We start from the raw sequence: 25,360 nt of genomic DNA on the forward strand, positions 1-25,360 counted from the left end.
AAATTGGGTTTGGTCAAAAGGCCGGGGGCTCAGATGCCCCAGGCGAACGGGTCCTGTTCGTCGATCAGCAGGGTGCTGTCGGCGGTCATGTGGGCGCGGCCGGTGATGAACGGTCGAATACGCTCACCGTCACGCTCGTAACGGCCGTGAAACTGGCTGCCGGTGATGCTGGCCTGCACCCAGGTCTGGCCTTCGGCAAGCGTGCCGTCGGCGGCCAGGCAGGCCAGCTTGGCGCTGGTGCCTGTGCCGCATGGGGAGCGGTCGTAGGCCTTGCCGGGGCACATCACGAAGTTGCGGCTGTCGGCGTTGGCGTCGTCGGCGAACAGCTCGACATGGTCGATGGGCGCGCCGTTTTCGCCGGTGATGCCTTGGGCTTCGAGCGCCTTGAGCATGGCCCAGGTGTACTCGGTCAACACCTCGCGGTTATCCAGCTCGATGCGCTGGCCGTGTTCGGCAACGAGGAAGAACCAGTTGCCGCCCCAGGCGATGTCGCCGTGCACCACGCCATGGCCGGGCACGTCCACCGCAACCTGTTGCCGGTAGCGGTAGGAGGGCACGTTGCCGACGGTGATGGCGCCGTCTTCATGCAGGGTGGCGCTGACCTGGCCGACCGGGGTGTCGATCTTGTGCACACCCGGTGCGATCAGGCCCAGGTGCTGTAGCGAGGCGACCAGGCCGATGGTGCCGTGGCCGCACATGTTCAGGTAACCGGCGTTGTTGAAGAAGATCACCCCGCAGGTGGCGTCGGCCGACACTGGCGGGCAGTACAGCGCGCCGACCAGCACATCGTTGCCGCGTGGCTCCAGCAGGCAGGCGCGGCGCCATGGGTCGTGCAGCTCGCGCAGTTCGTCGCGCTGTTCGGCCATGCTTCGGCCCCGCAGTTGCGGAAAACCCTTCATCACCAAGCGGGTGGGTTCGCCACCCGTGTGGGAGTCGATGACGTGAATCTGTTTCATGGGCTTGTCCCTTGCGTAAAAGATCAGGAAGCGACGGCAGCAGGGCGGCCGGTATAGGTTTCAGCGCAGGCTTCGCTTTCGTCCTCGCCTTCCAGGTGCACCAGGTGGGCAGGCACGCCAGTGGCCGCGCCCCAGTAGTAGATGCCCAGCGCGCAGGCCGCCACGACTACGGTGTCGAATGGGTGGCCGATGACGCCCAGGCCGCCGAAGCTGCCCAGCCACGACAGCAGGATGGTCACCGCGTAGAAGCCGATCAGCCACGCCGACGAGCGAACTTGCTGGGCCAGCGACAGGTGCTGGGTGGGTACGAAACGGCTGCACAGCAGGTACAGCACGAACATCACGATCTGCAGGGCCAGCAGCCACGACACGGTGTTCCAGCCCGACCAGTACACGATCAGCGCGGCGATGATGAACGACAGCGGGCCGAGCACAGCCATGCCCTTGACCCGGAACGGGCGCGGCATGTGTGGTGCATTGCGGCGCAGGGCGGCGACGCTGACCGGCGCTACGGCGTAGCTCAGTACCAGAGCGGCGGACACCACGTTGATCAGCGCTTCCCACGATGGGAAGGGCAGGGTCCAGAACACCGACAGGCCAAATGTCAGCCACAGGGCCGGGCGCGGGATGCCGGACTCTGCATCGATGCGGGTGAAGTACTTGAAGAAGGTGCCGGTCTGCGCCCAGCCATAGATCACGCGCGGGGTGGCGTTCATGTAGATGTTGCCGCAGCCGCTTGGCGAGATCACTGCGTCGGCCACCACCAGGTAGGCCAGCCAGCCCACACCCAGCGCCAGGGCGATGTCACGGTAGGGCAGGGCCAGTTCCTTGGTCACGCTGGCCCAGCCGTTGGCCAACATTTCGGTCGGCACGCTGCCGAGGAAGGCCAGTTGCAGCAAAGCGTAGATCGCGGTGGACAGCAACACCGAAAGAATCAGCGCAATCGGGATGGTGCGCTGCGGGTTCTTGACCTCGCTGGCCACCGAAATGATCGGCGTCAGGCCGAGGTAGGCGAAGATGATGCCGCCGGCGGATACGGCCATTTCCACCCCGGACAGGCCGAACGGGGCAAAGCCCTGGACCTCGAAGTTTTCTGGCTTGAAGAAGGTGAACAGCACGCCGATCACCAGCAGCGGCACGATGAACTTGAACACGCTGACCAGGTTGTTGGCCTTGGCGAAGGTTTTCACGCTGCGGTAGTTGAGGAAGAAGAACAGCCCCAACAGGGCGAACTGCACCAGCCAGCCGAGCACGGTTGGGTCGCTGGAGCCGGCCTTGGTTAGCCCGGGGAACCAGGCGGCGGCGTATTGGCGTGAGGCGACCACTTCGATGGCGATCAGGCTGGAAAAGGCGATCAGGGTGATGAAACCCATCAGGTAGCCGAGCAGTGGGCCGTGCGAGTAAACCGGGTAGCGCACCACGCCGCCGGCACGTGGCAGGGCGGCGCCCAGCTCGCAGTAGACGATACCCAGCAGCAGTACGGCGAACCCGCCGAGAAACCAGGAGAGGATGCCGGCCGGGCCGGCGATGGCCGACACGTGGCTGGCGGCGAACAGCCAGCCGGAGCCGAAAATGGCCCCTAGGCCGATGAAGGTGAGGTCCAGCAGTGATAACTGTTTTTTGAATTTGCCTGACATGGGTTCGCCTTTTTGTTGGTTATTGGATAGGCAGGTCTGATGTCACGAGATGCGGCTTTTTGGGCCGCGCTCTTGTAGGACTTGGGCGGCTTGCGTGGGGCATAGAGTGAACCGGTCGGGGCGGCGGTTCTTGATGGTTTTCTGCAAGGGGGATGACGAAATCGGCACAGTTGCAGAAAAACAGTGGTAAGGCGCAAAGCGGGGGGATAGGCTCAAAGCCATACCGGATAAGGGTTTGAGAGATGCAGTGCTAGTGCCGGCCCTTTCGCGGGTGAACCCGCTCCCACAGGCACCGCACAGGATTCGAAATCTGTGGGGGCCCTGTATGAGCGGGTTCACCCGCGAAGAGGCCGGCCCAGCCAGCAGAGAACCGACAGATGACCGACGCCCCCCTGGCAACCCTCTACCAGTCTCTCGACCAGCACCGCCCCGCCACCCTCGAGGCCCTGCTCGCCGGCGTATCGCTGTTGCTGCCGATGCTCGACGCCATCCCCAACGCCGCAATCTTCATCAAGGACCCGGCCGCCCGCTACGTGCTGGCCAACAACACCTTGGTCCAGCGCTGCGGCCTCAAGCGCTTGCAACCGCTGCTGGGCAAGACCAGCGCCGAAGTGTTCCCGGCACAGCTGGGCCCTGGGTACACCGAGCAGGACCGCCGGGTGCTCAAGGAAGGGATGGTGCTGGAGGACCAACTGGAGCTGCACCTGTACGGCAGCCGTGAACCCGGCTGGTGCCTGACCCACAAGCGCCCGCTGTACAACCAGGCGGGCGAGATCATCGGCCTGGTCGGCATCTCGGTCGACTTGCAGTCAGCCGCCGACAGCCACCCCGCCTATCAACGCCTGGCCGCAGTGGACGAGCACATTCGCCAGCATTTTCACCAGCCGATCAGCATGGGCGAGCTAACCCGCATCGCCGGTATCTCCGTGGCCCAGCTGGAGCGCTATTGCAAGCGGGTGTTCCACCTCACGCCCCGGCAGATGATCCACAAGGCGCGCCTGGAGCATGCCCATCGCCTGCTGCATTCGGAGCTGCCGATCACTGAAGTGGCGATGCGCTGCGGCTACACTGACCACAGCGCTTTCAGCCGCCAGTTCAAGCAACTGACCGGCTTTACGCCACGCCAGTATCGCCAGGCTACCGCCGATCAGGTGGCCTGAAACAACCCCCGGGCCTCGGCAAAGCATTGCTCGGCAATCGCCGAGCGCGGCTCGCTGCGGCGCAGCAGCAGGCCGACCGGGCTGTGGATGGCGGCGTCGGCCACCGGTACGATGCGCAGGTGCTCGCTGAGGTCTTCCAGGCCGCAGTCCAGTGGCATGATCGCGCAACATATGCCGGTGTTGATGGCCTGGATAAGCTGGAAGCTCGAGTCGCTCTCAAGCACCGCATTGGGCTCCAGACCACGGCTGCGGAAGCTCAGGTCCAGCGACTGGCGGTAGTGCATGCCTTTGCTCAACAGCCCCAGCGGAATATCACCGAGCTCATCCCAGCGCAGCCGGTCGCTGGCAAACTGGAAGTGCCGTGTATCGTGCAGCAGGCCCATGGTGGTGGTGCCGAGTTCGATCACTTCGAAGAAGCTGGTGTTGACCTGGTCCAGGTAGCAGATACCCAGGTCGAGCTGGTTGCGGCTGAGGCCGTCGATGACCTGTTCCGAACTCAGCGAGCTGAGCTGAAAGTGCAGTTCGGGGTATTTTTCGCGCAGGGGCAGCAGCAGGTGCATGGGGTTGAAACTGGCCAGCGGCACCGTGCCCAGGCGCAGGCTGCCGACCACCTGGCCACGGCAACTGGCAGCCTCGGCCTGCAGGCCGTCATGGGCGGCGAGCAGGGTACGGGCCCAGGCCAGGATGCGCTCGCCGGCCTCGGTGAAACCTTCGAAGCGCTGGCCCCGCTTGACCAGCACCAGGTCCAGTTCGTCTTCCAGGTTGCGCAGGCGCATGGACAGCGTCGGTTGGGTGATATGGCACAGCGCCGCCGCCTGGCCGAAGTGGCGGGTCTGGTCGAGGGCGATGAGGAACTTGAGCTGCTTGATGTCCATGGAAGTGCCTGGCGTCTGGTTATGCAGACCTTAACCCACGTCTGCGATAGATGTCATTGATCGGCCGGTACGTCATATCGATTGGACGCCTCTGGGGGTATGCCTCTAGCGTGGTGAAAATGCCCTTCAAGGAGCTTCACCGTGCGCGTCCAACTTGATGCGGTCTTCGTACCGCTGAACATCGCCGTGCTGACTGTCAGCGACACCCGTACCTACGACAACGATACTTCCGGCGCGCTGCTGGCCAACCGCTCGGTCGAGGTCGGTCACCGGCTGGTGGCGCGAGCGCTGCTCAAGGACGACCTGTACAAGATCCGCGCTCAGGTGGCCAGCTGGATTGCCGATGAACAGGTGCAGGTGGTGCTGATCACCGGCGGTACCGGCTTTACCGGGCGCGACAGCACACCCGAAGCGGTCGAGTGCCTGCTGGACAAGCGTATCGATGGGTTTGGCGAGTTGTTCCGGGCATTGTCGATTCTCGATATTGGCAGCTCGACCGTGCAGAGCCGGGCGTTGGCCGGGTTGTCCAACCGCACGTTGGTGTGCTGCCTGCCGGGCTCGACCGGGGCCTGCCGCACCGCCTGGGAAGGGATTCTGGCCGAGCAGCTGGATGCACGGCACCGGCCCTGCAACTTCGTCAAACACCTGTTGCCGATGTAGGAGCGGGTTTACCCGCGAAGAGGCCAGAACAGGCAACCACCCACGGTCAGCTCAACACATACCCCACCGGCAACAAGGCGGGAGGTAGCTGCTGTTCCCCCAGCCCGGCCAGCACATCGCGCTCCACAGTCCGCACCATGGCATCGGTCGGCAGATCGTTCTCATCGCGCCCGAACGGGTCTTCCAGCTCGTTGCCGATCGCATCCAGCCCGAAGAACGTGTACCCCACGATGGTGGTGAACAGCGGTGCCAGCCAGCCCAGTGGCTCGGCCAGGGCAAACGGCAGCAGCAGGCAGAAAATGTAGATGGTACGGTGCAGCAGCAGCGTGTAGGGGAACGGCAAGGGAGTGCCCTTGATCCGCTCACAGGTGGCCTGCACTTCGGTCAGGCCCACCAGGCGCTGCTCCAGCAGGTTGTAGCGCCATTCGCTGATCTGTTGCTGTGCGGCCAACCGTGAACAGTGTTCGCCGATTTCACGCAGGATGCCGTCGCACACATTGTGCGGGCTGATCGCATCGGCCCTGGCCAGCCACGGCCTGGCAGCTACTCGTTCGTCCTCATTACGCAGCCGGGCATTGAGTGCATGGGCGAAACCACACAGGTTGCGCAGCAGTTCGGTGCGCAGTGTTTCGTCGGCAATCACCACGCTTTCCCGCACGAACGAGCGGGTTTCGATAATCAGTTTGCCCCAGGCCTTGCGCCCCTCCCACCAACGGTCGTAGCACGCATTGTTGCGAAAGCTCATGAAGATCGACAGCGACAGGCCCAGCAAGGTGAATGGCGTGGCGCTGACCGGGTAGAAATACGTCGGGAAATGCCGCTCGACCAGCACGATCAGCGCGGCCAGCAGTGTCACCATCAGGCAACGCAAGGCAATGCGTTTGACGATCGACCCCTTGAGGGTGAACAACACGCGCAACACATCGGTGGAGGGGGGGACGATCATGGAAATCCAAAGACGGCTGCTCAGCCGCCGGTCATGTTCATGAAGCGCAGGATCTGCACATCGCCACCGACTTCGAAGTGATGGCGATAGGGCTTGAGGTGCAGCGAGTCGCGAATGGCCTTTTCCAGGCGTTCGGGGTTGCCAGGGTGGGCGCGCAGCACGTGCTTGAGGTCTACCGAGTGTTCGTTGCCCAGGCACAGCAGCAGGCGGCCTTCGACGGTAAGGCGCACGCGGTTGCAGGTGGCGCAGAAGTTGTGGCTGTGCGGGGAAATGAAGCCGACCCGGGTGTTCGCGGCTTCGGCCAGGCGCCAGTAGCGGGCCGGCCCCATGGACGACTCGGTCGATTCGACCAGCGTGAACTGCTCGGCCAGGCGTGCCCGTACTTCATCGCTGGAGCAGAACGATTCGCCACGTTCATGCTCGCTTATTACCCCCAGCGGCATTTCCTCGATGAAGGTGATGTCCAGCTCGCGTTCGATGGCAAAGCGCACCAGATCGACCAGTTCATGGTCGTTGCGGCCTTTGAGTACCACGCAGTTGAGCTTGGTGCGCTTGAAACCGGCCTGGCGTGCGGCGTCGATGCCGGCGATTACCTGGGCTAGGTCGCCGGTGCGGGTCAGCTGCTTGAAACGGTCGGCATCCAGGCTATCCAGGCTGATGTTCAGGCGTGTCACCCCGGCGTCGAACAGCGGCTGAGCCAGGCGCCCGAGTTGCGAGCCGTTGCTGGTCAGGCACAGCTCGCGCAGGCCGGGCAGGGCGGCGATGCGCCCGCACAGGTCGACGATGCCCTGGCGTACCAGTGGCTCGCCACCCGTCAGGCGGATCTTTCGGGTGCCCAGCGCGACGAAGCGTTCGGCCACCTGGAACAGTTCTTCGAGGCTGAGGATTTGCTGGCGCGGCAGAAACTGCATGTCTTCGGCCATGCAGTACACGCAACGGAAGTCACAGCGGTCGGTGACCGACATCCGCAGGTAGTCGATTTTCCGGTTGAAGCCGTCGATCAGGGCCCGGCTGTTCTGTTCCACGTTCGCACTCGAATGGGTTGGGACATGACTCCAAGCTATAACCTGGCCGCAAGGCCGTCAAATTGCTTTGCCTGACCGGTTGATCGATGGCCTCTATCGCCTGGGACAGCCTCTGGCAGCCATGATCGAAACCGCTTATCACGCCGTAAGATCTTTCGATTGGACGCTCCTTCCCACGCTCCATAGGCTGGAAAAAAGCATCGAAGCGTGAGGATTCATCGCATGAGCCAGGACGAACACATCAGGGACTACAAGGGCGCCGCTGCCGGCTGGGGGGCGCTCAAAAGCGTGACCAAGAGCTGGCTGGGCAGCGACAACGCCTTCAAGAACCTGCGGGCCATGCTCAAGACCAACCAGAACGGCGGTTTCGACTGCCCCGGCTGTGCCTGGGGCGAGTCGCCGGAAAGCGACATGGTCAAGTTCTGCGAAAACGGCGCCAAGGCGGTCAACTGGGAAGCCACCGGCCGCTCGGTCGACCCGGCTTTCTTCGCCAAATACAGCGTCAGCGCGCTGAAGGAACAGACCGACTACTGGCTTGAATACCAGGGCCGCCTCACCCACCCGATGCGTTACGACGCCGCCACCGACCACTATGTCGAAACCACCTGGCAGGAGGCCTTCGAGCTGGTCGCCAGGCACCTGCGTGCGCTGCAGTCGCCGGATGAGGCCGAATTCTATACCTCGGGCCGGGCCAGCAACGAAGCGGCGTTCCTTTACCAACTGTTCGTGCGTGCCTACGGCACCAACAACTTCCCGGATTGCTCGAACATGTGCCACGAAGCCAGCGGCGCGGGCATGTCGGAAACCCTCGGGGTGGGCAAGGGCACCGTGGTGTTCCACGATCTGGAGCTGGCCGACGCGATATTCGTCATCGGGCAGAACCCCGGCACCAACCACCCGCGCATGCTCGAACCCCTGCGCGAAGCGGTCAAGCGTGGCGCTCAGGTCGTCTGCTTCAACCCGCTGAAAGAGCGTGGCCTTGAGCGCTTCCAGCACCCGCAGCACCCGTTCGAAATGCTCAGCAACGGCTCCGAGCCGACCTCCAGCGCCTACTTCCGCCCGGCCTTGGGTGGGGACATGGCGGCAATGCGCGGTATTGCCAAGTACTTGTTGCAATGGGAGCGCGAGGCACAGGCCAAGGGCGAGCCGGCGGTGTTCGACCATGCCTTCATCGCCGAGCACACCAGCGGCGTCGACGATTACCTGGCGGCGGTGGACGCCACGTCCTGGGAGCACATCGTCAAACAATCGGGCTTGACCCTGGCCGAGATCGAGCTGGCCGCCCGCATGTACCGCAAGGCCGAGCGGGTCATCATGTGCTGGGCCATGGGCGTCACACAGCACCGCCATTCGGTGCCGACCGTGCAGGAAATCGTCAACCTGCAGCTGCTGCGCGGCAACGTCGGCAAACCCGGCGCAGGCCTGTCGCCGGTGCGTGGCCACAGCAACGTGCAGGGTGACCGTACCATGGGCATTGACGAGAAGCCGTCGGCGGCGCTACTCGATGCCATCGAACAACGTTTCCAGTTCAGTGTGCCGCGTACCCATGGGCACAACGCAGTGTTGGCGATCAAGGCTATGGAAGAGGGGCGGGCCAAGGTGTTCATCGGCCTGGGCGGCAACTTTGCCCAAGCCACCCCGGACACCGCGCGCACCCACGCGGCGCTGCAGAACTGCGCGTTGACCGTGCAGATTTCCACCAAGCTCAACCGCTCGCACCTGGTCACCGGCCGCGATGCGCTGATCCTGCCGTGCCTGGGTCGTACCGAAATCGACCTGCAGGCCGAAGGGCCGCAAGGCGTGACCGTGGAGGACACCTTCAGCATGGTGCACATCTCCAACGGCCAGTTGCGCCCGCGCTCGCCGCATATGCGCTCGGAACCGTGGATCATTGCCGGCATGGCCAAGGCCACGCTGGGCAACCAGCCGATCGACTGGGAGCACGCGGTGGCCGATTACAACCGCATTCGCGACATGATCGCTGACGTGATTCCGGGCTTTACCGGTTTCAATGAACGCTTGAACAGCCCCGGCGGGTTCCACCTTGGCAACAATGCCGCCGATCGCAACTTCCGCACGGCCACGGGCAAGGCCCGCTTCATGCCCCACGCGCTGCCCGAGGAACTGGTCAACGCCAAGGTACTGGCCCGTGGTGACAAGCCCGACCTGATTTTGCAGACCCTGCGTTCGCACGACCAGTACAACACCACCCTGTATGGCCTGGACGACCGTTACCGTGGGGTGTTCGGCCTGCGTGAAGTGGTGTTCGTCAATGAGGCGGACATCCGTCGCCTGGGCTTCGAACCGGGTGAGCAGGTAGACCTTGTGTCGTTGTGGGAGGATGGCGTGGAGCGGCGGGTGTCCGGGTTCCGCCTGGTGGCGTATGACGTGCCTGAGGGGCAGGCGGCGGCGTATTACCCGGAAACCAACCCGTTGGTACCGCTGGAAAGTTATGGTGAGGGGACCTATACCCCGACCTCGAAATTCGTGGCGATCAAGGTCGAAAAGGCCAAGGCGGGGAACCGCATTGCGGCGGTGTTGGCCTCGGATTGATGGGGTGCCTGTGCTGGCCTCTTCGCGGGTGAACCCGCTCCTACGGGACCCCACAGCGCTTGAGGTTGAGGTGATCCTGTGAGGTTGCCCGCGAAGAGTCCAGCACCGGTCAGGCGCGATGCACCGGGTAAGCCGTGGTGTACTTCATCTGCTCCATGGCAAAACTGGACGTGATGTTCGACAACCCATCGGTACGGGTAATCAGCTTTTTGTAGAACCGGTCATACGCCGCAATATCACCCACCACCACCCGCAGCATGTAGTCCCAGTCCCCGGACATGCGGTAGCACTCCATCACTTCCTCGAACCCGGTCACCGTCGCAGCAAACTGCTCCAGCCATGCGCTGTCGTGACGCTGGGTCTTGAGCTGGACGAACACGGTGAGCCCCAAGCCTAGCCGTTCGGGGTCCAGCAGGGCGACGCGGCCTAGGATGTAGCCGTCTTCCTCCAGGCGCTTGACCCGCTTCCAGCACGGTGTGGTGGACAGGTTGACGGCCTCGGCCAGGTCCTTCAGCGAGATCGAGGCATCACGCTGTAGCAGGGTAAGAATGTGCTGGTCGAAACTGTCCATATCGCGCGCTGGCCGTGCAGAAAAATATTTCACAGATTACCCCAAGGCCAGATGATTTGGGTTGTGCGATAGTTGCAGCTTTCATTCTGCCAATGGGCCTGACCATGTCCGACAAGCCGCGCAATTTCGCCACCCGTACCATTCACGCCGGCGAGCAGTTCAGCGTTGCCGATAACGCCATTTTTCCGGCCATCGTCACCGCCAGTTCGTTCACCAAGCGCAGCCTGGACGATAAGCCGGAATATTCCTACAGCCGCGTCGGCAACCCCACCCGGCATGCCTACGAAACCTGTGTCGCTGCCTTGGAAGAAGGCGTGGGCGCTGTGGCCTGCGCCTCGGGGGTCAATGCCACCGCAACCGTGCTTGAGCTGCTGCCCAAGGATGCCCACGTGGTGGTGATGAACGGCGTGTACGGTGGCACGTTCCGCATCATGGAAGATTACCGCAGCCGCACCTCGGGGCTGACCACCACCTATGTCGATCTCAACGACCTTGAAGCCGTAGCGGCTGCGATCAAGCCGGAAACCCAGCTGATCTGGATCGAGTCGCCGACCAACCCGTTGCTGCACCTGGTCGACATCAAGGCGGTGTGCGACCTGGCCAAGGCCAAGGGCATCCTCACCTGCATCGACAACACCTTCTGCTCGCCGTGGAACCAGCGCCCGATCACCCTGGGCGTGGACCTGGTGATGCACTCGGCCAGCAAGTACATCGGTGGCCACTCCGACCTCACCGGCGGTGTGGTGGTGGCGGCCAATGATGCGTTGCTGGCGCGCCTGCGCCGTATCAGCATGGCGATAGGGGCGGTGCAGGGGCCGTTCGACTGCTACCTGGCCCTGCGCGGTCTGAAGACCCTGGATGTGCGCATGGAGCGCCAGTGTGCCAATGCCCTGCAGGTGGCGCGCTTCCTGGAAGGTCACGCGCAGGTCGAGCAGGTGTATTACCCAGGGCTGGAAAGCCACCCTCAGTATGAGCTGTGCAAACGCCAGATGCGCAGTGGCGGGGCGGTGGTGGCGATGAAAGTGAAAGGCGACCGCGCCGCGCTCAACCGCCTGGTGGAGGCGCTGCAGATCTTTGTCCTGGCCGACTCGCTGGGTGGGGTGGAAAGCATGATCAACCATTCCTGGAGCATGTCGCACTGCTCGCTGAGCCCAGAACAGAAAGGGGTGATGGGGATCAGCGAGAACCTGCTGCGGTTGTCGGTAGGTATCGAGGATTACCGTGACCTGGTCGAGGACCTGGATGGGGCGTTGAAAGCGCTGGTTGCTGTGTAGGGCTGCAAGCCTCTTCGCGGGCTCGCCCGCTCCTGCAGGTGGTAGGAGCGGGTTTACCCGCGAATACGGAGGCGACGGCAACGGTGAACGGCCAGGGGTATTGGCCAGCAGGCCCGGCCCTTTCGCGGGTAAACCCGCTCCTACGACGGTCTGCACATTGGCGTAGGAGCGGGTTTACCCGCGAATACGGTAGCGGCGGCAACGGTGAACGGCCAGGGATACTGGGCAGCAGGCCCGGCTCTTTCGCGGGTGAACCCGCTCCTACGACGGTCTGCACATTGGCGTAGGAGCGGGTTTACCCGCGAATACGGAGGCGACGGCAACGGTGAGTGGCCAGGGACATTGGTCAGCAGGCCCGGCCCTTTCGCGGGTGAACCTGTTTCTACGACGGTCTGCGCGTAGGGGGGGTACCCGCGAATACGGTAGCGACGGCAACGGTGAACGGCCAGGGATACTGGCCAGCAGGCCCGGCCCTTTCGCGGGTGAACCCGCTCCTACGACGGTCTGCACATCGGTGTAGGAGCGGGCTTGCCCGCGAAGAGGCCGGTGGATTCAATAAATGCCTGTCAGGATTTGGGCGGATGAATGATCCGTTCGATCTTGTCCTTGATCAGCAACCTTTCCTTGCGCAGGCGGTTGACGGCCTCGTCGTTGGTGCCGTTGCCTTCGGCGGCTACCACCTCCTTGTCCTTGGCGTTGTACTCCTTGTGCAGTTTGTGCAGGTCCTGATCCTTCTCTATGAGTGCCTGGAATGCATCAGCGGTAACGTGCAGGTCAGCGAGCAGATCGTGCGGAACTGGCATTTCTTCACCTCTGTCAGGGTTGTCGGTAAGGTCCTGACCATTGAGGATAGCTGTCTTTGCGCAGGCTTGTGACGGCGGTTCAGGCTGAATGGCAGCTGAATGGTTTAGAGATAATTGGTAAAAGACGCGCCCTCACGAAATTGTTACCGAGTTTTTCACGAAAAATTGATGACGTGCTTTCTAGAGTTCGCCCAACTTTCCCACAGTGCCATTTGGCCTGGGGGTGATAATCACTCTTGATTGCGAACGCTGATGCTCAACTTCAAATCCCTGCGGACTGAATGGGTCACGCTGCTGGCCAGTCTTTACCTGCTGATCGGCTTCAACATGTTCCTCTGGGAGCACCTGCAAGCGGCGGTTCCTGCCGGCCTGTCGGGGTTGTGGCTGAGTCTGGCGTTTGCTGTGCTGATGCTCTTCGCCTTCAATCTCATACTCACGTTATTTGCTTTCCGGTATGTATTGAAGCCGGTACTTATCGTGTTGTTCATGAGTGGCGCGGGCGTGGCTTACTTCATGAACCAGTACGGCGTACTTATTGACGCCGCCATGTTCCGCAATATGGCCGAGACCAATGTTGCGGAAGTGCGCGACTTGATGTCGTTCAAGTTTGCCGCGTATATCCTGCTGCTGGGTGTGCTGCCATCGGTGCTGCTGTGGAAGGCGCAAATCGCCTACCGCCCGTGGCACCGCGAGCTGCTGGGCAAGTTGCTGGTCAGTGGTGCCTGTGTGGTGACCATTGGCTCGGTAGCGTTGGTCAATTATCAAGGGCTGTCGTCGCTGTTTCGCAATCACCATGAATTGCGCCTGATGCTCACCCCCAGCAATATCGTCGGGGCCTCCATTGGTTATGTCGGCGAGCGTGTCGGTACGGCCTCGCGCCCGTTCCAGCATTATGGCGAAGATGCCAAGCGTGATGCGGCCTGGCAAAAACATGAGCGCAAGTCGCTGACCGTGCTGGTGGTCGGGGAAAGTGCCCGGGCAGACCATTTCGGCGTGCTGGGCTATGACCGCGATACCACGCCCAATCTTGCCAAGGAGCAGGGCCTGCTGGCGTTTTCCGACGTGCACTCGTGTGGTACGGAAACGGCGGTTTCGGTGCCTTGCATGTTCTCGGGCATGAAGCGCAGGGACTACGATGCCCGCGTAGCGAAGAACCGTGAAGGGCTGTTGGACATCCTGCAGCGTGCCGGTCTGGCCGTGCAGTGGCGTGACAACCAGTCGGGCTGCAAAGGCACCTGCGATCGCGTGCAGTTCATCGACGTCAGCAACCTCAAGGACACGCAGCTGTGCGCCGATGGCGAATGCCATGACCAGATCCTGCTGCAAGGCCTGGACGCGTTGATCGACAACCTCGACAAGGACACCGTGCTGGTGCTGCACCAGATGGGCAGCCACGGCCCCGAGTACTTCAAGCGCTACCCCAGTGATGGCGAGCGCTTCACACCGGTGTGCCAGAGCAACGCGTTGAACCAGTGCAGCAAGGAGCAAATCATCAACGGATACGACAACACCCTGGCCTATACCGACAAGGTGCTGGCCTCGCTGATCGATACCCTGCGCAGCAAACAAGACAAGGTCGACACGGCGATGATCTACCTGTCCGACCACGGCGAGTCGCTGGGCGAGTACAACCTGTTCCTGCACGGCACGCCCTACGCCATCGCTCCCGAGCCGCAGAAGCACGTGCCGCTGCTGACCTGGTTCTCCGACAGCTACAAGGAGGACTTCGGCGTCGATACCGACTGCCTGGCACGGCTCAGCGATGCCCCGCTGTCCCAGGACAACCTGTTCCACTCGATGCTTGGCCTGTTGCAGGTGCATACCGAGCTCTACCAACAGTCGCTGGACATGTTCGCCAGTTGCCGGCCCTGGCTGGCGGCCAAGCGCTGAAGCCAGTCGCGTTTCATGCAAGCTTGGGCGATCCCTGTGGGAGCGGGCAAGCCCGGGCCATACACCGTGTTGCCTTCATTCGCGGGTGCGCCCGCTCCCACAGGGTGGACTGCCCCCGAAAAGCGGGACAGTTTCACCCGCAGTGCCCGCGCCGTATATACTGCGCGCCAATGTTAGTGGGAGAGCCTTGTGGCCATCGAAATTCACTGGATCCGTGACGACCAGAGCCTGGCCGAACACTGCCGCGACTGGCACCTGCTGCCCTTCGTCGCCGTCGACACCGAATTCATGCGGGTCGACACCTTCTACCCGAAAGCCGGGCTGATTCAGATCGGCGACGGCCAACGCGCCTTTCTGATCGACCCGCTGCTGATCGGCAACTGGCAACCCTTGGCCGACCTGCTGGAAGACAGCGGTGTGGTCAAGGTGCTGCACGCCTGCAGCGAAGACCTTGAAGTGCTGCTGCGCCTGACCGGCAAGCTGCCTCAGCCGCTGTTCGACACTCAGCTGGCCGCCGGTTACCTGAACCTGGGCTTCTCCATGGGCTATTCGCGGCTGGTGCAGGAAGTGCTGGGCATCGAATTGCCCAAAGGCGAAACCCGCTCCGACTGGCTGCAACGCCCGCTCTCGGAAACCCAGGTCAGCTACGCTGCCGAAGATGCCGTGCACCTGGCCGAGCTGTTCACCGTGCTGCGCCCGCGGCTGAGTGACGACAAGTATGCCTGGGTGCTGGAAGACGGCGCCGAGCTGGTGGCTGCGTTGCGCCGTGAAGTCGAGCCTGAAAGCCTGTACCGCGACGTCAAGCTGGCCTGGAAGCTGGCGCCTCAACAACTGGCAGTGCTACGTGAGCTGTGCGCCTGGCGCGAGCGCGAAGCGCGCAACCGCGATGTGCCGCGTAATCGTATCCTCAAGGAGCACTCGCTGTGGCCCATGGCCAAAAGCCAGCCGAACAACCTGTCGGCTCTGGCCAAGATCGACGAGATGCACCCACGCACCATTCGTCAGGACGGCGAGTGCCTCATCCAGCTGATCAAGCGCGCCGCCAGCCTGCCTGCCGAGCAATGGCCGGCGCCCTTGCCCGAGCCGCTGCCGATCGAGGCTGCGGGCCTTCTCAAGCAGCTGCGTGCCATCGGCCAGGCCGAAGGCGAGCGCCTGGGGATTGCGCCCGAGTTGATGCTGCGCAAGAAAGCCCTGGAGGCGCTGCTCAAGAGCGGATACCCCAATGGCCCTTATCAACTGCCCGATTCGCTGCGCGGCTGGCGCCGTGAGCGCATGGGCCAGGCCCTGCTGGACAACCTGGCAGGTGCCGGAGAAACCCGATGAAACGTATTTGCTCGATCTACAAGAGCCCACGCAAGAACGAAATGTACCTGTACGTACTCAAGGCTGACGGCCTGGAGCGCGTGCCTGAAGGCCTGCTGCCGTTCTTCGGCACCCCCGTGCACGCTTTCGACCTGGTGCTCAGCCCTGAGCGCAAGCTGGCCCGCGAGGACATCACCAAGGTGCTGGAGAACCTCGAAAGCCAAGGCTACCACCTGCAGATGCCGCCGCTGGAAGATGAGTACATCGAGCACCTGCCCGAAGAGCTGCTGCGCCGAAACGACCCCGTCTGACCATGCGTGTACTGATCGCTGAGCATGACCATGCTCGATACGCCGGGCTTTTGCGCGCCGCCGCGCCAGAAGTGGAAGTGTTGACCAGCGGCGACTCTGCCGAACTGGCCCGCCAGGCACCGCAGTGCCCGGTGTGGCTGGGCCAGCCGGACTTGCTGGCCAGTCTGCTGCGCCAAGGCCACAAGCCTGGCTGGATACAGTCGACATGGGCCGGTATCACGCCGTTGCTGGCCGACGGCCTGCCGCGTGATTACCGCCTGAGCCGCGCAGTAGGCATCTTCGGGCAGGTGATGGCCGAGTACATGCTCACCTATATGCTAGGCCATGAGCGTGAGGTGCTGTCGCGCCTGGTCAGCCAGGTCGAGCGGCGGTGGGATGACCGCCCGGGGCGCAGCCTGGAAGGGCGCAAGGTCCTCATTGTGGGTGTTGGCGACATTGGTCAGCGTGTGGCCGAGTTCCTGCAGCCGTTTGGTGTGGCGCTGTACGGCGTTGCCAGCAGCGCCCGTGAGCAGGCACCGTTCGTCGAGGTGGCGGCGCTGGCCGACCTGCCGCGCTTGGTTGGCCAGGTCGACTACGTGCTGAACCTGCTGCCGGATACCCCGGCGACTCATGACCTGTATGACGCAGCGCTGTTCAAGTGCTTCCAGCCCTCGGCCTTGTTCATCAATGCCGGACGTGGTGTGGCGGTGGTCGATGCCGACCTGGTCGAGGCGTTGAAGGAGGGCCATCTGGCCGGTGCGGTGATCGATGTGTGCCGCCAGGAGCCGCTGCCCAAGCAACACCCGTTCTGGACCGCCTGGGGCTTGCTGCTGACCGGGCACAGCTCGGCGCCCACCTCGCCGGCGGCGATGGTGCGCTTGTTTGCGGAGAATGTGCGAGCGTATGCGGCGGGGCAGGGGTTGCGTGGCGAAGTCGATTTCGCCCGGGGCTACTGATTGCTGTGGCCCGTACCGGCCTCTTCGCGGGTAAACCCCTCCAGCACAGGGTGGTGATATCCCCGTAGGAGCGGGCTTGCCCGCGAAGAGGCCAGCACGGCCAACACAAACCTTACAGGCTGAAATCGCCTTCAGCAGCCAGCTCGCTCAGCGGCTTGCGCGGGCTCGGCACTTCACGCGCCTGCAGGGCTTCATCCAGGCTGGCCTTGTCCCCCAGCTTGCCGATCGCCACCATGGCATGCAGTGCGTAACCTTCGGGAATCTTCAGTTCCTGACGTGCCAGGTCCTGATCGAAGCCGGCCATGCCATGGGTATGCCAGCCGCTGATGCTGGCCTGCAGGGCCAGGTGCCCCCAGGCAGAGCCCGTGTCGAAGGTGTGCCACAGCGCCGGTTTTTCTTCCGTAGTGCCCGGGGCCGCGAAGGTAGTCTTCGAAATGACCAGCACCAGCGCCGACGCTTGTTGCGCCCAGCTGCGATTGAATGGCACCAGCAGGCTCAGGTAACGCTCCCAGTTAGGCGTGTCGCGGCGGGCATAAAGGAAGCGCCAAGGCTGCGAATTATAGGCCGACGGTGCCCAGCGGGCGGCCTCGAGGAAGCTCAGCAGGGTTTCTTCGCTGATCGGCTCGGCGGTGAAGGCGCGTGGTGACCAGCGGTTGATGAACTGCTCGTTGATGGCGTAATCGGCAATGCGGGGGTTGGCGCTCATGGCGGCTCCTGCAAACGGACGGGAAAAGCGCACGCTACTGCGTGCCGTCGCGACTGACAAGCGGTCTGGCTTTGCCGAAGCCCAGGCTCTAGACTGGCGCCGCCGCGCGCCGTGGCCCCCAAGATGAAGGCAGGAACCCTGTGTGATGATCGCTGAAAACGCGCCGTTCTGGCGGCGCAAGACCCTCGAACAACTCAGCCAGCAAGAGTGGGAGTCGCTGTGCGATGGCTGCGGCCTGTGCTGCCTGCAAAAGCTCGAGGACGAAGACGACAACAGCGTCTATTACACGCGCATCGCCTGCAAATTGCTGGACCTGGATACGTGCCAGTGCAGCGACTACCCCAACCGCTTCGCCCACGTGCCAGACTGCATCCAGCTGACCCCGGGCAAGGCCGACCAGTTCAAGTGGCTGCCGAGTACCTGCGGTTACCGTCTGGTCAGTGAGGGCAAGGACTTGCCGGCTTGGCATCACCTGGTCTGTGGCGACCGGCAACAGGTTCATGAACAGCGCATTTCCCAGTCGGGGCGTATGCTCAGTGAACACGATGTGCACGAAGACGACTGGGAAGACCACCTGATCTTTCGCGCCAGCTGACCGGCGCGGCCCGCTGCCTCGGGGAAACAAGGAGTTTCTGTATGCGTTGCCAGCTGTTGTTGCTGTTGGGCCTGATGGCCAGTTCGCCGGCCTGGGCGAAGAAGGTCGACCTCCACTACCAGGTGCGCTTGCTGCCTGCCAGCGGCCAGGCCGAGGTCCGCGTGACATTGGCCGAAGGCAGCGCCGTGCGCAGCCTGGACTTCGACCTGGGCAAGGCTGGGGCCTACAGCGGCTTCCAGGCCGATGGGCAATGGCAGCTGAAGGGGCAGCGTGGTATCTGGCAGCCAGCGGCCGGCAAGACCAGCCTCAGCTACCGTGTGCAGCTGGACCAGAAGCTTGCCAGCGGCGCCTATTCATCACGCATCACCCCACACTGGGCACTGTTCCTCGGCGACCAGCTGATACCCCCTGCGCGCCTTGACCAGCAGGATGGTACCGAGCTGGTGGCGCGCCTGGCTTTCGACCTGCCCGAGGGCTGGAAGAGCATCGAAACGTCCTGGCCGCGTATCGGCAAGGGGAAGTTTCGCATCGACAACGTGTCGCGCCTGTTCGATCGCCCGACCGGCTGGATGCTTGCCGGCGACCTGGGCAGCCGCCGCGCTCGCCTGGGCGAGACCGAAGTGACCGTGGCCGCGCCGGTGGGGCAGGGCATGCGGCGCATGGACAGCCTGACCTTGCTCACATTCGTCTGGCCACAACTACAAGCTGTGTTCCCGCGTAACCCGCCCAAGCTGCTGTTGGTCGGGGCGCGTGACGGCATGTGGCGAGGGGCTATGGCTGCGCAGGGCTCGTTGTACCTGAACAGTGCCCGGCCCATGGTCAGCGAAAACGGCAATAGCCCGTTGCTGCGCGAATTGGTGCAACTGTTCGCGCAGATTCACGGGCGTGACGGCAGTGACTGGCTGGTAGAGAGCCTGACCGATTATTACGCCAACGAGTTGCTACGCCGCTCGGGCGGGATGAGTGATGACCGTTACCAGGTCTGGCAGGCGCGTCTGAGCAAGCAGGGCGCCAAGGTCAACCGGCTCAAGGGTGAACGCGCAAGCCCGGCCCAGGTGGCCCGCGGCGTGATGCTGTTGCAGGCGCTGGACAAGGAAATCCGCATTCACACCCAGGCCAAACGTTCGTTGGACGATGTGGTGCGGGGGCTGATGCGCCTGCCCAGCGTCAGTACCGAAGACTTTGTGCAGATCAGCGAGAACGTGCTGGGGCGGCGTTCCGATGTGCTGCAGAGCAAGGTGCTGCACTAGGCATCCCTGCGCCTGACAATCGGCAGGGCGGCATCGTCTGCAAGTCGCATTTCAAGCGTATCAAGTCGTACCTGGAATACACCGCCGAGCAGAAACTCAGCATTGTTCACGGGGCGAAACCGAGGTTGGGGAGCGTGCAGCCAACCATCGTCGGCAGCGTTGATCGCGACAACCCATGGTTTGTCGAGGCAATGTTCGGCCCGGTTTCGGTGCTGTTCTGACGGAGCTCAGCACTCGGTCGCCCTGTGTTGGCAGGTCTGTCCTGCCGCCGCAGTGGCGGCCTTTTTATTTGAACTTGGGCCCCGAGCGGGTATTCAGCCCCTTGGCCAAGCGGTCGTACAGCACCACATTCACCGTTGCTGCCAGGTTCATGCAGCCCTCGGTCGGGATGTAGATAGTCTCTTCACACCATCCCCGCACCTCTTCGCTCAACGAGCCATCCTCTGGCCCGAAGATGTAAATGGCCCGGTCCGGATGGGTGTAATCCGGCAATGGCCGCGCACCCTCCACCAGTTCTACCGCTACTGGCGTGCAGCCCAGCGGGATAATGCGCTGCAGGTCGTCGATGCCGATCAACGGGATGTCGTAGTGCACGCGCTTGGTGTCGGTGACGAAGTCACGCGCGCGTTCATAGCGTTTGCCCGTGTAGAACACCGAATTGACGCCATAGCAGCCCGCTGCGCGCATCACAGAGCCGACGTTTTCTGCCGACTTGGGGTTGAACAGGCCGATGCAGCTGTATCGTTTGTTTGCCACGTACCGGGGCCCTTCGCGAAAAAAAGCGCGATTATACGGGCTGCCCGGTAGCAGCGGGGGGCGAATCGATGGTCAGTCTTTCTTCAGCATGCCCGCCAGCCCGGCAAACGGGTTGTGCGTAGCCTTGGCAATGCTCGGGGTGCTGGTGGAGCCTTCGCTGAAGTACTGCTGGTCGGTGTAGCGCGAGTGCTCGTTGTCGTGGCAGTACAGGCACAGCAGCTCCCAGTTGGAGCCGTCCTGAGGATTGTTGTCGTGGTTGTGGTCACGGTGATGCACGGTCAGCTCGCTCAGGCGCTTGCCGGCGAACTCGCGGGCGCAGCGGCCGCATACGTGCGGGTACATTCTCAGGGCCTTGTCGCGGTAGCCCATTTCCTTGTCGCGCTTGGCATCGGCCAGGATGCGGTCGAGGCGCGCGGTGGCGGCGGCAGAAGAGGTGGAGCTCATGGTGTTTCCTTTGTTCTGATCAGGCAAGTGACGGTTATGCCATTGAGTCTAGCGCGCTTGCAGGTCAGGCGGACAGGCGAAAGCGTTGAATTAGGCGTAGCCTGTAGAAAGGTTCCCGACAGGAGGTTGCTGATGTTTCACGCGATCCTCGCCGCGCTGTTGATGGCTGGCCTGCCCTTGGCAGAAGCTGCCAGTACGCCACCCAGGCTCACGCCGCCAGTACCCGGCGCGCCCGGTACGCCGACGCCTACGCCATACCCGCAGATTACCCCGAGTACGCCGCCCAAGGCTTATGACAGCCAGCCGGGGGCGCCCTTGTTGCCGCCGATGCCAGTGCCCGGCCCGCCGAAGGATCAGCCATTGCCCGGGTTGCGACAGGACCCGCCAAAGCCGGTTGTGGAGGATGATTGACGGGCGGGAGCTGAGGGCGTCTGGGGCTGCTTTGCAGCCCATCGCGACACAAGGCCGCTCCCGCAGGTTGGACTGGATTCCGCGCTGTGGACTGCACCTCAGAAGATGGACAGATGTCCAACATCTGGGGTGCAGTCCACTGTCCTGTGGGAGCGGCCTTGTGTCGCGAAAGGGGCGCAACGCGCCCCCCGCTCTCTCAAAGGATACCCAGCTCGCCAAACACGAACGCATACTCCAGGGCCACATCCTTCAACCCCTGGTACCGCCCGCTCATCCCGCCATGCCCAGCCCCCATCTCGGTCTTGAGCAGCAGCAGGTTGCTGTCGGTCTTGAGCGTGCGCAACTTCGCTACCCATTTGGCCGCCTCCCAATACTGCACGCGGCTGTCGTTGTAGCCCGCCACCACCAGCATCGCCGGGTAGGCCTGCGCTTTCAGGTTCTCGTACGGCGCATAAGCCTTGATCCGTTCATACACCTCCGGCTCCTCAGGGTTGCCCCATTCGTCGTACTCGGTCACGGTCAGCGGCAGCTCCGGGTCGAGCATGGTGTTGAGCACGTCGACGAAGGGCACTTCGGCAATGGCGCAGCGGAACAGCTCCGGGCGCAGGTTGAGCACCGCGCCGATCAGCAGGCCGCCAGCGCTGCCACCACTGATGGCCAGGCGATCGGCGGCCGTCACGCCCTGGCTGATCAGGTGCTCGGCGCAGGCGATGAAGTCGCTGAACGTGTTGTGCTTGTACTCCTGCTTGCCGGCACGGTACCAGGCCTCCCCCAGTTCACCACCACCTCGCACATGGGCGATGGCAAAGGCCACGCCGCGCTCCAGCAGGCTCAGGCGCGCATGTGAGAACCAGGGGTCGAGGCTTTCGCCATAGGCACCATAGCCGTACAGGTACAGTGGCACGGTCTTGCCCAGGTCCTGGCGGCGGCGTACCAGGCTGATCGGCACCTGGGTGCCGTCCGCTGCGGTTGCCCACAGGCGCTCACTGACATAGTCATCGGCATCGAATGCACCGAGCACCGGGGTTTGCTTGAGCACCACCTGGGCGCCCGTGGACAACGCCAGCTGGCGCACCTGGGCCGGGCGGTTGAGCGCTTCGTAGCGCAAGCGTATGCGAGTGCTGGCAAATTCCAGGCTGTCCTGCACGTACAGGCTGTAGGCGGCGTCTGGCAGTTCGACGCGGTAGGCCGGCAGGCCCTGTGGGCGTACTTCGATGATCGGCAGGCCGCCTTCGCGCAGGCTCAGGGTGAGGGCGTCGGCGTTCAGGCTGAGGCCTTCGAGCATGACCGCGTCGCGGTGCGCCACCAGCACCTGCCACTGTTCGCGGCTTGGCACTGGTGCGACTGGCGCGTGGTACAGGGCGAAGTTGATGCCATCCTGGTTGGTGCGGATGAACCAGCGCCACTGGCCGTCGAGTTGGCCGTGGTCGGGGAAGTATTCGTGGCCTTCGACGCGCGGCGCCAGGCAGGTGAACGGCGCCTGCGGGGTTTCGGCGTCCAGCACCCAGGCCTCGCTGGTGGTCTTGCTGTTCAGCAGCAGCACCAGCTGACGCTCGGAACTGGTGCGGTAACAGTGCAGGAAGAAACGCCCGTCTGGCTCTTCGAACACGGTGTGCGCGGCGTCGGTGCCCAAGGTGTGGCGACGCAGGCGCCATGGGCGGTGGGTGTCGTCCAGCTCAGCGAAGAATAGCGTCTGGCTGTCGTTGGCCCAGGTCAGGCTACCGTCGCAGTCGTCGAAGGGCAGGGCAGTGACACGGCCACTGGCCAGGTCTTTGACGTACAGGGTATAGATTTCGTCGCCGCTGGTGTCGAGGCTATAGGCCAGCAGGCGGTGGTCGGGGCTGATGTTGAACGCGCCGAGGGAGAGGAAACCGCCGTTGGCCAGGACGTTGGGGTCGAGCAGCAGTTGCTCCTGGCTTTCATCGACGGTGTTCGAGTCGTCGGTCGGGCGTGGGCAGCGGTAGTGACGCGGGTATTCGTCGCCGGCGGTGGTGCGGGTGTAGTACAGGTAGGGGCCCCAGGGCGCCGGCAACGAGAGGTCGGTCTCCAGGATGCGGCCTTTGATCTCTTCGAACAGTTGCTCACGCAACGGTGCCTGGTCGGCCAGGCAGGCTTCCTGGTAGGCGTTTTCAGCGTGCAGGTAAGCGAGTACCTCGGGGGTATCGCGCTGTTGCAACCAGGCATACGGGTCGGTGGCCTGGTCGGCTTGGGCAATCGGGGGTTGGGGCTTGGCTGGCATTGAAGATCTCTTGATTGGGGTTGCCTGTGCCGGCCTCTTCGCGGGTAAACCCGCTCCTACAGGGATCGCACCGAGGCAGGAGCGGGTTTACCCGCGAAGAGGCCGGCACAGGCAAACACTGTCTGCGCCCGGAAAAGTGTTTATCATAGGCATCTCTTTGCCTGGCTTGCACGAACACCATGACCGAGAACGACTACACCTTCGCCTGGGGCTTGTACGCAGTAGCCGCCTTAGGGTGCCTGCTGGTGGGCTTCAAGCTCACCGGCTGGATGTGGCGCTGGCTGCGCGAACCGCTACGGGTGGTGCTGGCGGTGCTGCTGCTGACCCCGACCATCGTCGACCCGGTCAAGGACAGCTTCGCCCCTGCAATCGCCATCACTGCGCTGGATGTCGCTTTCAAGGTCGGCAACAACGCCTGGCGCGCTGTGTCCGACTTCGCCATGTATGGCATGATCGCCTTCGGCCTGTACTTCCTCTTCGTGCTGCTGCGCTGGCCGCTGGAAAAGCGCGCGCACGCACGCCGTGAGCAGGCCGAAGCCGCCGCCAGGCGTCAGCGGGCCGAGGATGACCAGCTCGGCACCCAGGCGCCGCTGGCTGCCGAGCGCAGCGACCGTTACCGTGACGACTTGCCGCCAGCCGCTACGCGTGGCGCAGGCCGGGTCGAGCCTCGTCTGTAAACGGAGACACGCCTATGTGCGAACTGTTGGGCATGAGTGCCAACGTCCCTACCGACATTGTTTTCAGCTTCACCGGCCTGATGCAGCGGGGCGGGCGTACCGGCCCGCACCGTGACGGCTGGGGGATAGGCTTTTACGAAGGCCGCGGCCTGCGCCTGTTCCAGGACCCGGCCGCGAGCAGCGAGTCGGAAGTGGCCAACCTCGTGCAGCGCTACCCGATCAAAAGCGAAGTGGTGATCGGTCATATCCGTCAGGCCAACGTCGGCAGGGTTTGCCTGTCCAACACCCACCCGTTCGTACGGGAAATGTGGGGCCGCAACTGGTGCTTCGCGCACAACGGCCAGCTGGGTGACTTCAAGGGCCTGGCCAGTTTTTACCGGCCAGTGGGCGACACCGACAGCGAAGCGGCCTTCTGCGACCTGCTCAACCGCATCCGCAGCGCTTTCCCCGAACCGGTGCCGGTGGAGCAGCTGCTGCCAGTGTTGGTCGAAGCCTGTGCCGGCTACCGTGGTCAGGGCGTGTTCAACTGCATGCTCAGCGACGGCGACTGGTTGTTCTGCTTTTGCTCGACCAAGCTGGTGCACATTACCCGCCGTGCGCCATTTGGTGCCGCACGGTTGAAGGATGTCGACCTGATCGTCGATTTTCATACCGAAACCACCCCCAACGACGTGGTCACGGTGATTGCCACCGAGGCCCTGACCGAGAACGAGACCTGGCACCGCTACGCGCCGGGTCAGTGGGCCCTGTGGCGGCACGGCGAGTGCGTGGCGCACGGCCAGAGCTAAGGACGCTGCATGTTCAGAAGTTACCTGCGATTGCTGTTGTTCACCTTCGGCCTGCTGGCCGGTATCCAGGTCCCGGGGCTGGTCAAGGACTACAGCCAGCGGGTCGAGGCGCACCTGTTCGAATCGCGCGAGGCACTCGATGGGTTCCGGCAAACGGCCGAGCGCTTTTTCAAGGGCGACTTGCAGGCGCTGCTGCAGCACTACCGCAGCAGCGACGACCCGGTGTTCAACAGTGATGCCAACAGCATCGAAAGCCTGATGATCCGCAACGAACTGCTGGAAAACGAATGGCAGGTGCTGCAAGGGTCATGGGCTGAGCGTACCTGGCATGTGCTGGTACAGGCCGACCCGCAGTTGCGTGAAGAAACCCTCAATGGCTACAGCTACCAGATTCTGCTGGTGCCCGAGGCGATTGGCTGGGGTGTGGGTGCCGGTTTTGTGCTGGCCTTTGTGGTCGAAAGCCTGTTGCTGGGGATTGGCTGGCTGATCCTGGGCGGGCGGCGCAGGGTGGTGAAAGAGAGCTGGCGCTAAGTTCTGCTGTACCTGTACCGGCCCTTTCGCGGGCAAGCCCGCTCCCACAGGATGGACTGCCCCCC

26 protein-coding genes are annotated in these 25,360 nt (G+C 63.3%); 15 read left to right on the forward strand and 11 right to left on the reverse strand.

All coding sequences use genetic code 11. The features are described from left to right. Positions 1-29: 29 nt before the first annotated feature. Positions 30-956, reverse strand: coding sequence for a 4-hydroxyproline epimerase (locus KW568_RS07195; protein WP_004575725.1), 927 nt, complete (start codon positions 954-956; stop codon positions 30-32). A gap of 23 nt (positions 957-979) precedes the next feature. Next, positions 980-2,593, reverse strand: coding sequence for an APC family permease (locus KW568_RS07200; RefSeq protein WP_003254705.1), 1,614 nt, complete (start codon positions 2,591-2,593; stop codon positions 980-982). A 377-nt stretch (positions 2,594-2,970) separates the two neighbouring features. Here KW568_RS07200 and KW568_RS07205 point away from each other — a divergent pair, with 377 nt between their 5' ends. After that, positions 2,971-3,753: an AraC family transcriptional regulator gene (locus KW568_RS07205; protein WP_003254703.1), complete on the forward strand. Its 783-nt coding sequence runs from the start codon at positions 2,971-2,973 to the stop codon at positions 3,751-3,753. Here the strand turns inward: KW568_RS07205 and KW568_RS07210 are convergent. Beyond that, positions 3,741-4,628 (reverse strand): LysR family transcriptional regulator, encoded by an 888-nt coding sequence (locus KW568_RS07210; RefSeq protein WP_003254701.1) that lies wholly within the window; start codon positions 4,626-4,628, stop codon positions 3,741-3,743. The two genes, KW568_RS07205 and KW568_RS07210, sit on opposite strands and share 13 nt — an antisense overlap. 141 nt (positions 4,629-4,769) lie before the next feature. Between KW568_RS07210 and moaB the strand changes: the two genes are divergently transcribed. Beyond that, the gene (moaB, locus tag KW568_RS07215) at positions 4,770-5,288 is read left to right on the forward strand and encodes a molybdenum cofactor biosynthesis protein B (protein ID WP_003254698.1); all 519 of its coding nucleotides are present in this window, start codon (positions 4,770-4,772) and stop codon (positions 5,286-5,288) included. 46 nt (positions 5,289-5,334) lie between these two features. On the opposite strand, the gene KW568_RS07220 is transcribed toward moaB, so the two are convergent. Both KW568_RS07220 and moaA read right to left on the reverse strand, forming a co-directional pair. Then, complete coding sequence (locus tag KW568_RS07220) at positions 5,335-6,234, reverse strand: bestrophin family protein (RefSeq protein WP_004575724.1); 900 nt, start codon at positions 6,232-6,234, stop codon at positions 5,335-5,337. A gap of 20 nt (positions 6,235-6,254) precedes the next feature. Beyond that, complete coding sequence (gene moaA / locus KW568_RS07225; protein ID WP_003254695.1) at positions 6,255-7,259, reverse strand: GTP 3',8-cyclase MoaA; 1,005 nt, start codon at positions 7,257-7,259, stop codon at positions 6,255-6,257. A gap of 222 nt (positions 7,260-7,481) precedes the next feature. Here moaA and KW568_RS07230 point away from each other — a divergent pair, with 222 nt between their 5' ends. Further along, complete coding sequence (locus tag KW568_RS07230; RefSeq protein WP_004575723.1) at positions 7,482-9,812, forward strand: FdhF/YdeP family oxidoreductase; 2,331 nt, start codon at positions 7,482-7,484, stop codon at positions 9,810-9,812. A 109-nt stretch (positions 9,813-9,921) separates the two neighbouring features. On the opposite strand, the gene KW568_RS07235 is transcribed toward KW568_RS07230, so the two are convergent. Beyond that, positions 9,922-10,383 carry an Lrp/AsnC family transcriptional regulator gene (locus KW568_RS07235; protein ID WP_003254691.1) on the reverse strand — a complete coding sequence of 154 codons (462 nt, stop codon included), beginning with the start codon at positions 10,381-10,383 and terminating at the stop codon, positions 9,922-9,924. A 92-nt stretch (positions 10,384-10,475) separates the two neighbouring features. On the opposite strand from KW568_RS07235, the gene KW568_RS07240 reads away from it, so the two are divergent. Next, on the forward strand, positions 10,476-11,657 hold the full coding sequence (locus KW568_RS07240; RefSeq protein WP_004575722.1) for a PLP-dependent aspartate aminotransferase family protein: 1,182 nt from the start codon (positions 10,476-10,478) through the stop codon (positions 11,655-11,657). Positions 11,658-12,223: 566 nt separating this feature from the next. Here the strand turns inward: KW568_RS07240 and KW568_RS07245 are convergent. Then, positions 12,224-12,460, reverse strand: a complete 237-nt coding sequence (locus KW568_RS07245) for a YdcH family protein (RefSeq protein WP_003254689.1) — start codon at positions 12,458-12,460, stop codon at positions 12,224-12,226. A 252-nt stretch (positions 12,461-12,712) separates the two neighbouring features. Here KW568_RS07245 and KW568_RS07250 point away from each other — a divergent pair, with 252 nt between their 5' ends. From KW568_RS07250 to KW568_RS07265, 4 genes are all read left to right on the forward strand, one after another. Continuing rightward, positions 12,713-14,350 (forward strand): phosphoethanolamine transferase, encoded by a 1,638-nt coding sequence (locus KW568_RS07250; RefSeq protein ID WP_004575886.1) that lies wholly within the window; start codon positions 12,713-12,715, stop codon positions 14,348-14,350. Between the two features lie 189 nt (positions 14,351-14,539). Continuing rightward, positions 14,540-15,673, forward strand: coding sequence for a ribonuclease D (gene rnd / locus KW568_RS07255; RefSeq protein ID WP_004575887.1), 1,134 nt, complete (start codon positions 14,540-14,542; stop codon positions 15,671-15,673). Then, positions 15,670-15,963 (forward strand): YcgL domain-containing protein, encoded by a 294-nt coding sequence (locus KW568_RS07260; RefSeq protein WP_003254683.1) that lies wholly within the window; start codon positions 15,670-15,672, stop codon positions 15,961-15,963. Before rnd ends, KW568_RS07260 begins: the two co-directional genes overlap by 4 nt. A 2-nt stretch (positions 15,964-15,965) precedes the next feature. After that, the gene (locus KW568_RS07265; RefSeq protein ID WP_004575888.1) at positions 15,966-16,898 is read left to right on the forward strand and encodes a D-2-hydroxyacid dehydrogenase; all 933 of its coding nucleotides are present in this window, start codon (positions 15,966-15,968) and stop codon (positions 16,896-16,898) included. A 112-nt stretch (positions 16,899-17,010) separates the two neighbouring features. Here KW568_RS07265 and KW568_RS07270 read toward each other — a convergent pair whose 3' ends face one another. Next, the gene (locus tag KW568_RS07270; RefSeq protein ID WP_004575889.1) at positions 17,011-17,604 is read right to left on the reverse strand and encodes a nitroreductase family protein; all 594 of its coding nucleotides are present in this window, start codon (positions 17,602-17,604) and stop codon (positions 17,011-17,013) included. A 145-nt stretch (positions 17,605-17,749) separates the two neighbouring features. On the opposite strand from KW568_RS07270, the gene KW568_RS07275 reads away from it, so the two are divergent. From KW568_RS07275 to KW568_RS07285, 3 genes are read left to right on the forward strand one after another with little or no spacing between them, the layout of a single operon-like run. Further along, positions 17,750-18,199, forward strand: a complete 450-nt coding sequence (locus tag KW568_RS07275; protein WP_004575890.1) for a YcgN family cysteine cluster protein — start codon at positions 17,750-17,752, stop codon at positions 18,197-18,199. A 41-nt stretch (positions 18,200-18,240) separates the two neighbouring features. Beyond that, complete coding sequence (locus KW568_RS07280) at positions 18,241-19,449, forward strand: hypothetical protein (RefSeq protein ID WP_003254679.1); 1,209 nt, start codon at positions 18,241-18,243, stop codon at positions 19,447-19,449. Positions 19,450-19,451: 2 nt separating this feature from the next. After that, on the forward strand, positions 19,452-19,670 hold the full coding sequence (locus KW568_RS07285; RefSeq protein WP_108078912.1) for an aldehyde dehydrogenase family protein: 219 nt from the start codon (positions 19,452-19,454) through the stop codon (positions 19,668-19,670). A gap of 64 nt (positions 19,671-19,734) precedes the next feature. Here the strand turns inward: KW568_RS07285 and KW568_RS07290 are convergent, their stop codons facing one another. Next, entirely contained in the window at positions 19,735-20,205 is a 471-nt protein-coding gene (locus KW568_RS07290) for an RNA methyltransferase (protein WP_003254677.1), read from the reverse strand. Between the two features lie 72 nt (positions 20,206-20,277). Beyond that, on the reverse strand, positions 20,278-20,649 hold the full coding sequence (locus KW568_RS07295) for a YajD family HNH nuclease (protein WP_003254676.1): 372 nt from the start codon (positions 20,647-20,649) through the stop codon (positions 20,278-20,280). A gap of 132 nt (positions 20,650-20,781) precedes the next feature. Here KW568_RS07295 and KW568_RS07300 point away from each other — a divergent pair, with 132 nt between their 5' ends. Beyond that, entirely contained in the window at positions 20,782-21,060 is a 279-nt protein-coding gene (locus KW568_RS07300) for a hypothetical protein (RefSeq protein WP_003254675.1), read from the forward strand. A 196-nt stretch (positions 21,061-21,256) separates the two neighbouring features. Here KW568_RS07300 and KW568_RS07305 read toward each other — a convergent pair whose 3' ends face one another. Beyond that, positions 21,257-23,299, reverse strand: a complete 2,043-nt coding sequence (locus tag KW568_RS07305; protein ID WP_004575891.1) for a S9 family peptidase — start codon at positions 23,297-23,299, stop codon at positions 21,257-21,259. A 179-nt stretch (positions 23,300-23,478) separates the two neighbouring features. On the opposite strand from KW568_RS07305, the gene KW568_RS07310 reads away from it, so the two are divergent. From KW568_RS07310 to KW568_RS07320, 3 genes are read left to right on the forward strand one after another with little or no spacing between them, the layout of a single operon-like run. Beyond that, on the forward strand, positions 23,479-23,976 hold the full coding sequence (locus KW568_RS07310; RefSeq protein ID WP_003254673.1) for a hypothetical protein: 498 nt from the start codon (positions 23,479-23,481) through the stop codon (positions 23,974-23,976). 14 nt (positions 23,977-23,990) lie between these two features. After that, positions 23,991-24,764: a class II glutamine amidotransferase gene (locus KW568_RS07315; protein ID WP_003254671.1), complete on the forward strand. Its 774-nt coding sequence runs from the start codon at positions 23,991-23,993 to the stop codon at positions 24,762-24,764. Positions 24,765-24,773: 9 nt separating this feature from the next. Beyond that, entirely contained in the window at positions 24,774-25,295 is a 522-nt protein-coding gene (locus KW568_RS07320; protein ID WP_003254669.1) for a DUF2937 family protein, read from the forward strand. Positions 25,296-25,360 lie beyond the last annotated feature (65 nt).

Source organism: Pseudomonas sp. HD6515, from assembly GCF_024971855.1.
GTDB classification, from domain to species: Bacteria; Pseudomonadota; Gammaproteobacteria; order Pseudomonadales; family Pseudomonadaceae; genus Aquipseudomonas; species Aquipseudomonas alloputida.

What these genes read in the sequence shown, in the direction of transcription:
- KW568_RS07205 (WP_003254703.1), top strand. Translation starts at nt 2,971, where the DNA reads ATGACCGACGCCCCCCTGGCAACCCTCTACCAGTCTCTCGACCAGCAC.
- KW568_RS07245 (WP_003254689.1), bottom strand. Translation starts at nt 12,460, where the DNA reads ATGCCAGTTCCGCACGATCTGCTCGCTGACCTGCACGTTACCGCTGAT.
- KW568_RS07195 (WP_004575725.1), bottom strand. Translation starts at nt 956, where the DNA reads ATGAAACAGATTCACGTCATCGACTCCCACACGGGTGGCGAACCCACC.
- KW568_RS07300 (WP_003254675.1), top strand. Translation starts at nt 20,782, where the DNA reads ATGTTTCACGCGATCCTCGCCGCGCTGTTGATGGCTGGCCTGCCCTTG.
- KW568_RS07240 (WP_004575722.1), top strand. Translation starts at nt 10,476, where the DNA reads ATGGGCCTGACCATGTCCGACAAGCCGCGCAATTTCGCCACCCGTACC.
- KW568_RS07220 (WP_004575724.1), bottom strand. Translation starts at nt 6,234, where the DNA reads ATGATCGTCCCCCCCTCCACCGATGTGTTGCGCGTGTTGTTCACCCTC.
- KW568_RS07295 (WP_003254676.1), bottom strand. Translation starts at nt 20,649, where the DNA reads ATGAGCTCCACCTCTTCTGCCGCCGCCACCGCGCGCCTCGACCGCATC.
- KW568_RS07235 (WP_003254691.1), bottom strand. Translation starts at nt 10,383, where the DNA reads ATGGACAGTTTCGACCAGCACATTCTTACCCTGCTACAGCGTGATGCC.
- KW568_RS07270 (WP_004575889.1), bottom strand. Translation starts at nt 17,604, where the DNA reads ATGAGCGCCAACCCCCGCATTGCCGATTACGCCATCAACGAGCAGTTC.
- KW568_RS07265 (WP_004575888.1), top strand. Translation starts at nt 15,966, where the DNA reads ATGCGTGTACTGATCGCTGAGCATGACCATGCTCGATACGCCGGGCTT.
- KW568_RS07210 (WP_003254701.1), bottom strand. Translation starts at nt 4,628, where the DNA reads ATGGACATCAAGCAGCTCAAGTTCCTCATCGCCCTCGACCAGACCCGC.
- KW568_RS07310 (WP_003254673.1), top strand. Translation starts at nt 23,479, where the DNA reads ATGACCGAGAACGACTACACCTTCGCCTGGGGCTTGTACGCAGTAGCC.
- KW568_RS07200 (WP_003254705.1), bottom strand. Translation starts at nt 2,593, where the DNA reads ATGTCAGGCAAATTCAAAAAACAGTTATCACTGCTGGACCTCACCTTC.
- KW568_RS07230 (WP_004575723.1), top strand. Translation starts at nt 7,482, where the DNA reads ATGAGCCAGGACGAACACATCAGGGACTACAAGGGCGCCGCTGCCGGC.
- KW568_RS07260 (WP_003254683.1), top strand. Translation starts at nt 15,670, where the DNA reads ATGAAACGTATTTGCTCGATCTACAAGAGCCCACGCAAGAACGAAATG.
- KW568_RS07320 (WP_003254669.1), top strand. Translation starts at nt 24,774, where the DNA reads ATGTTCAGAAGTTACCTGCGATTGCTGTTGTTCACCTTCGGCCTGCTG.
- KW568_RS07280 (WP_003254679.1), top strand. Translation starts at nt 18,241, where the DNA reads ATGCGTTGCCAGCTGTTGTTGCTGTTGGGCCTGATGGCCAGTTCGCCG.
- KW568_RS07250 (WP_004575886.1), top strand. Translation starts at nt 12,713, where the DNA reads ATGCTCAACTTCAAATCCCTGCGGACTGAATGGGTCACGCTGCTGGCC.
- KW568_RS07315 (WP_003254671.1), top strand. Translation starts at nt 23,991, where the DNA reads ATGTGCGAACTGTTGGGCATGAGTGCCAACGTCCCTACCGACATTGTT.
- KW568_RS07305 (WP_004575891.1), bottom strand. Translation starts at nt 23,299, where the DNA reads ATGCCAGCCAAGCCCCAACCCCCGATTGCCCAAGCCGACCAGGCCACC.
- KW568_RS07275 (WP_004575890.1), top strand. Translation starts at nt 17,750, where the DNA reads ATGATCGCTGAAAACGCGCCGTTCTGGCGGCGCAAGACCCTCGAACAA.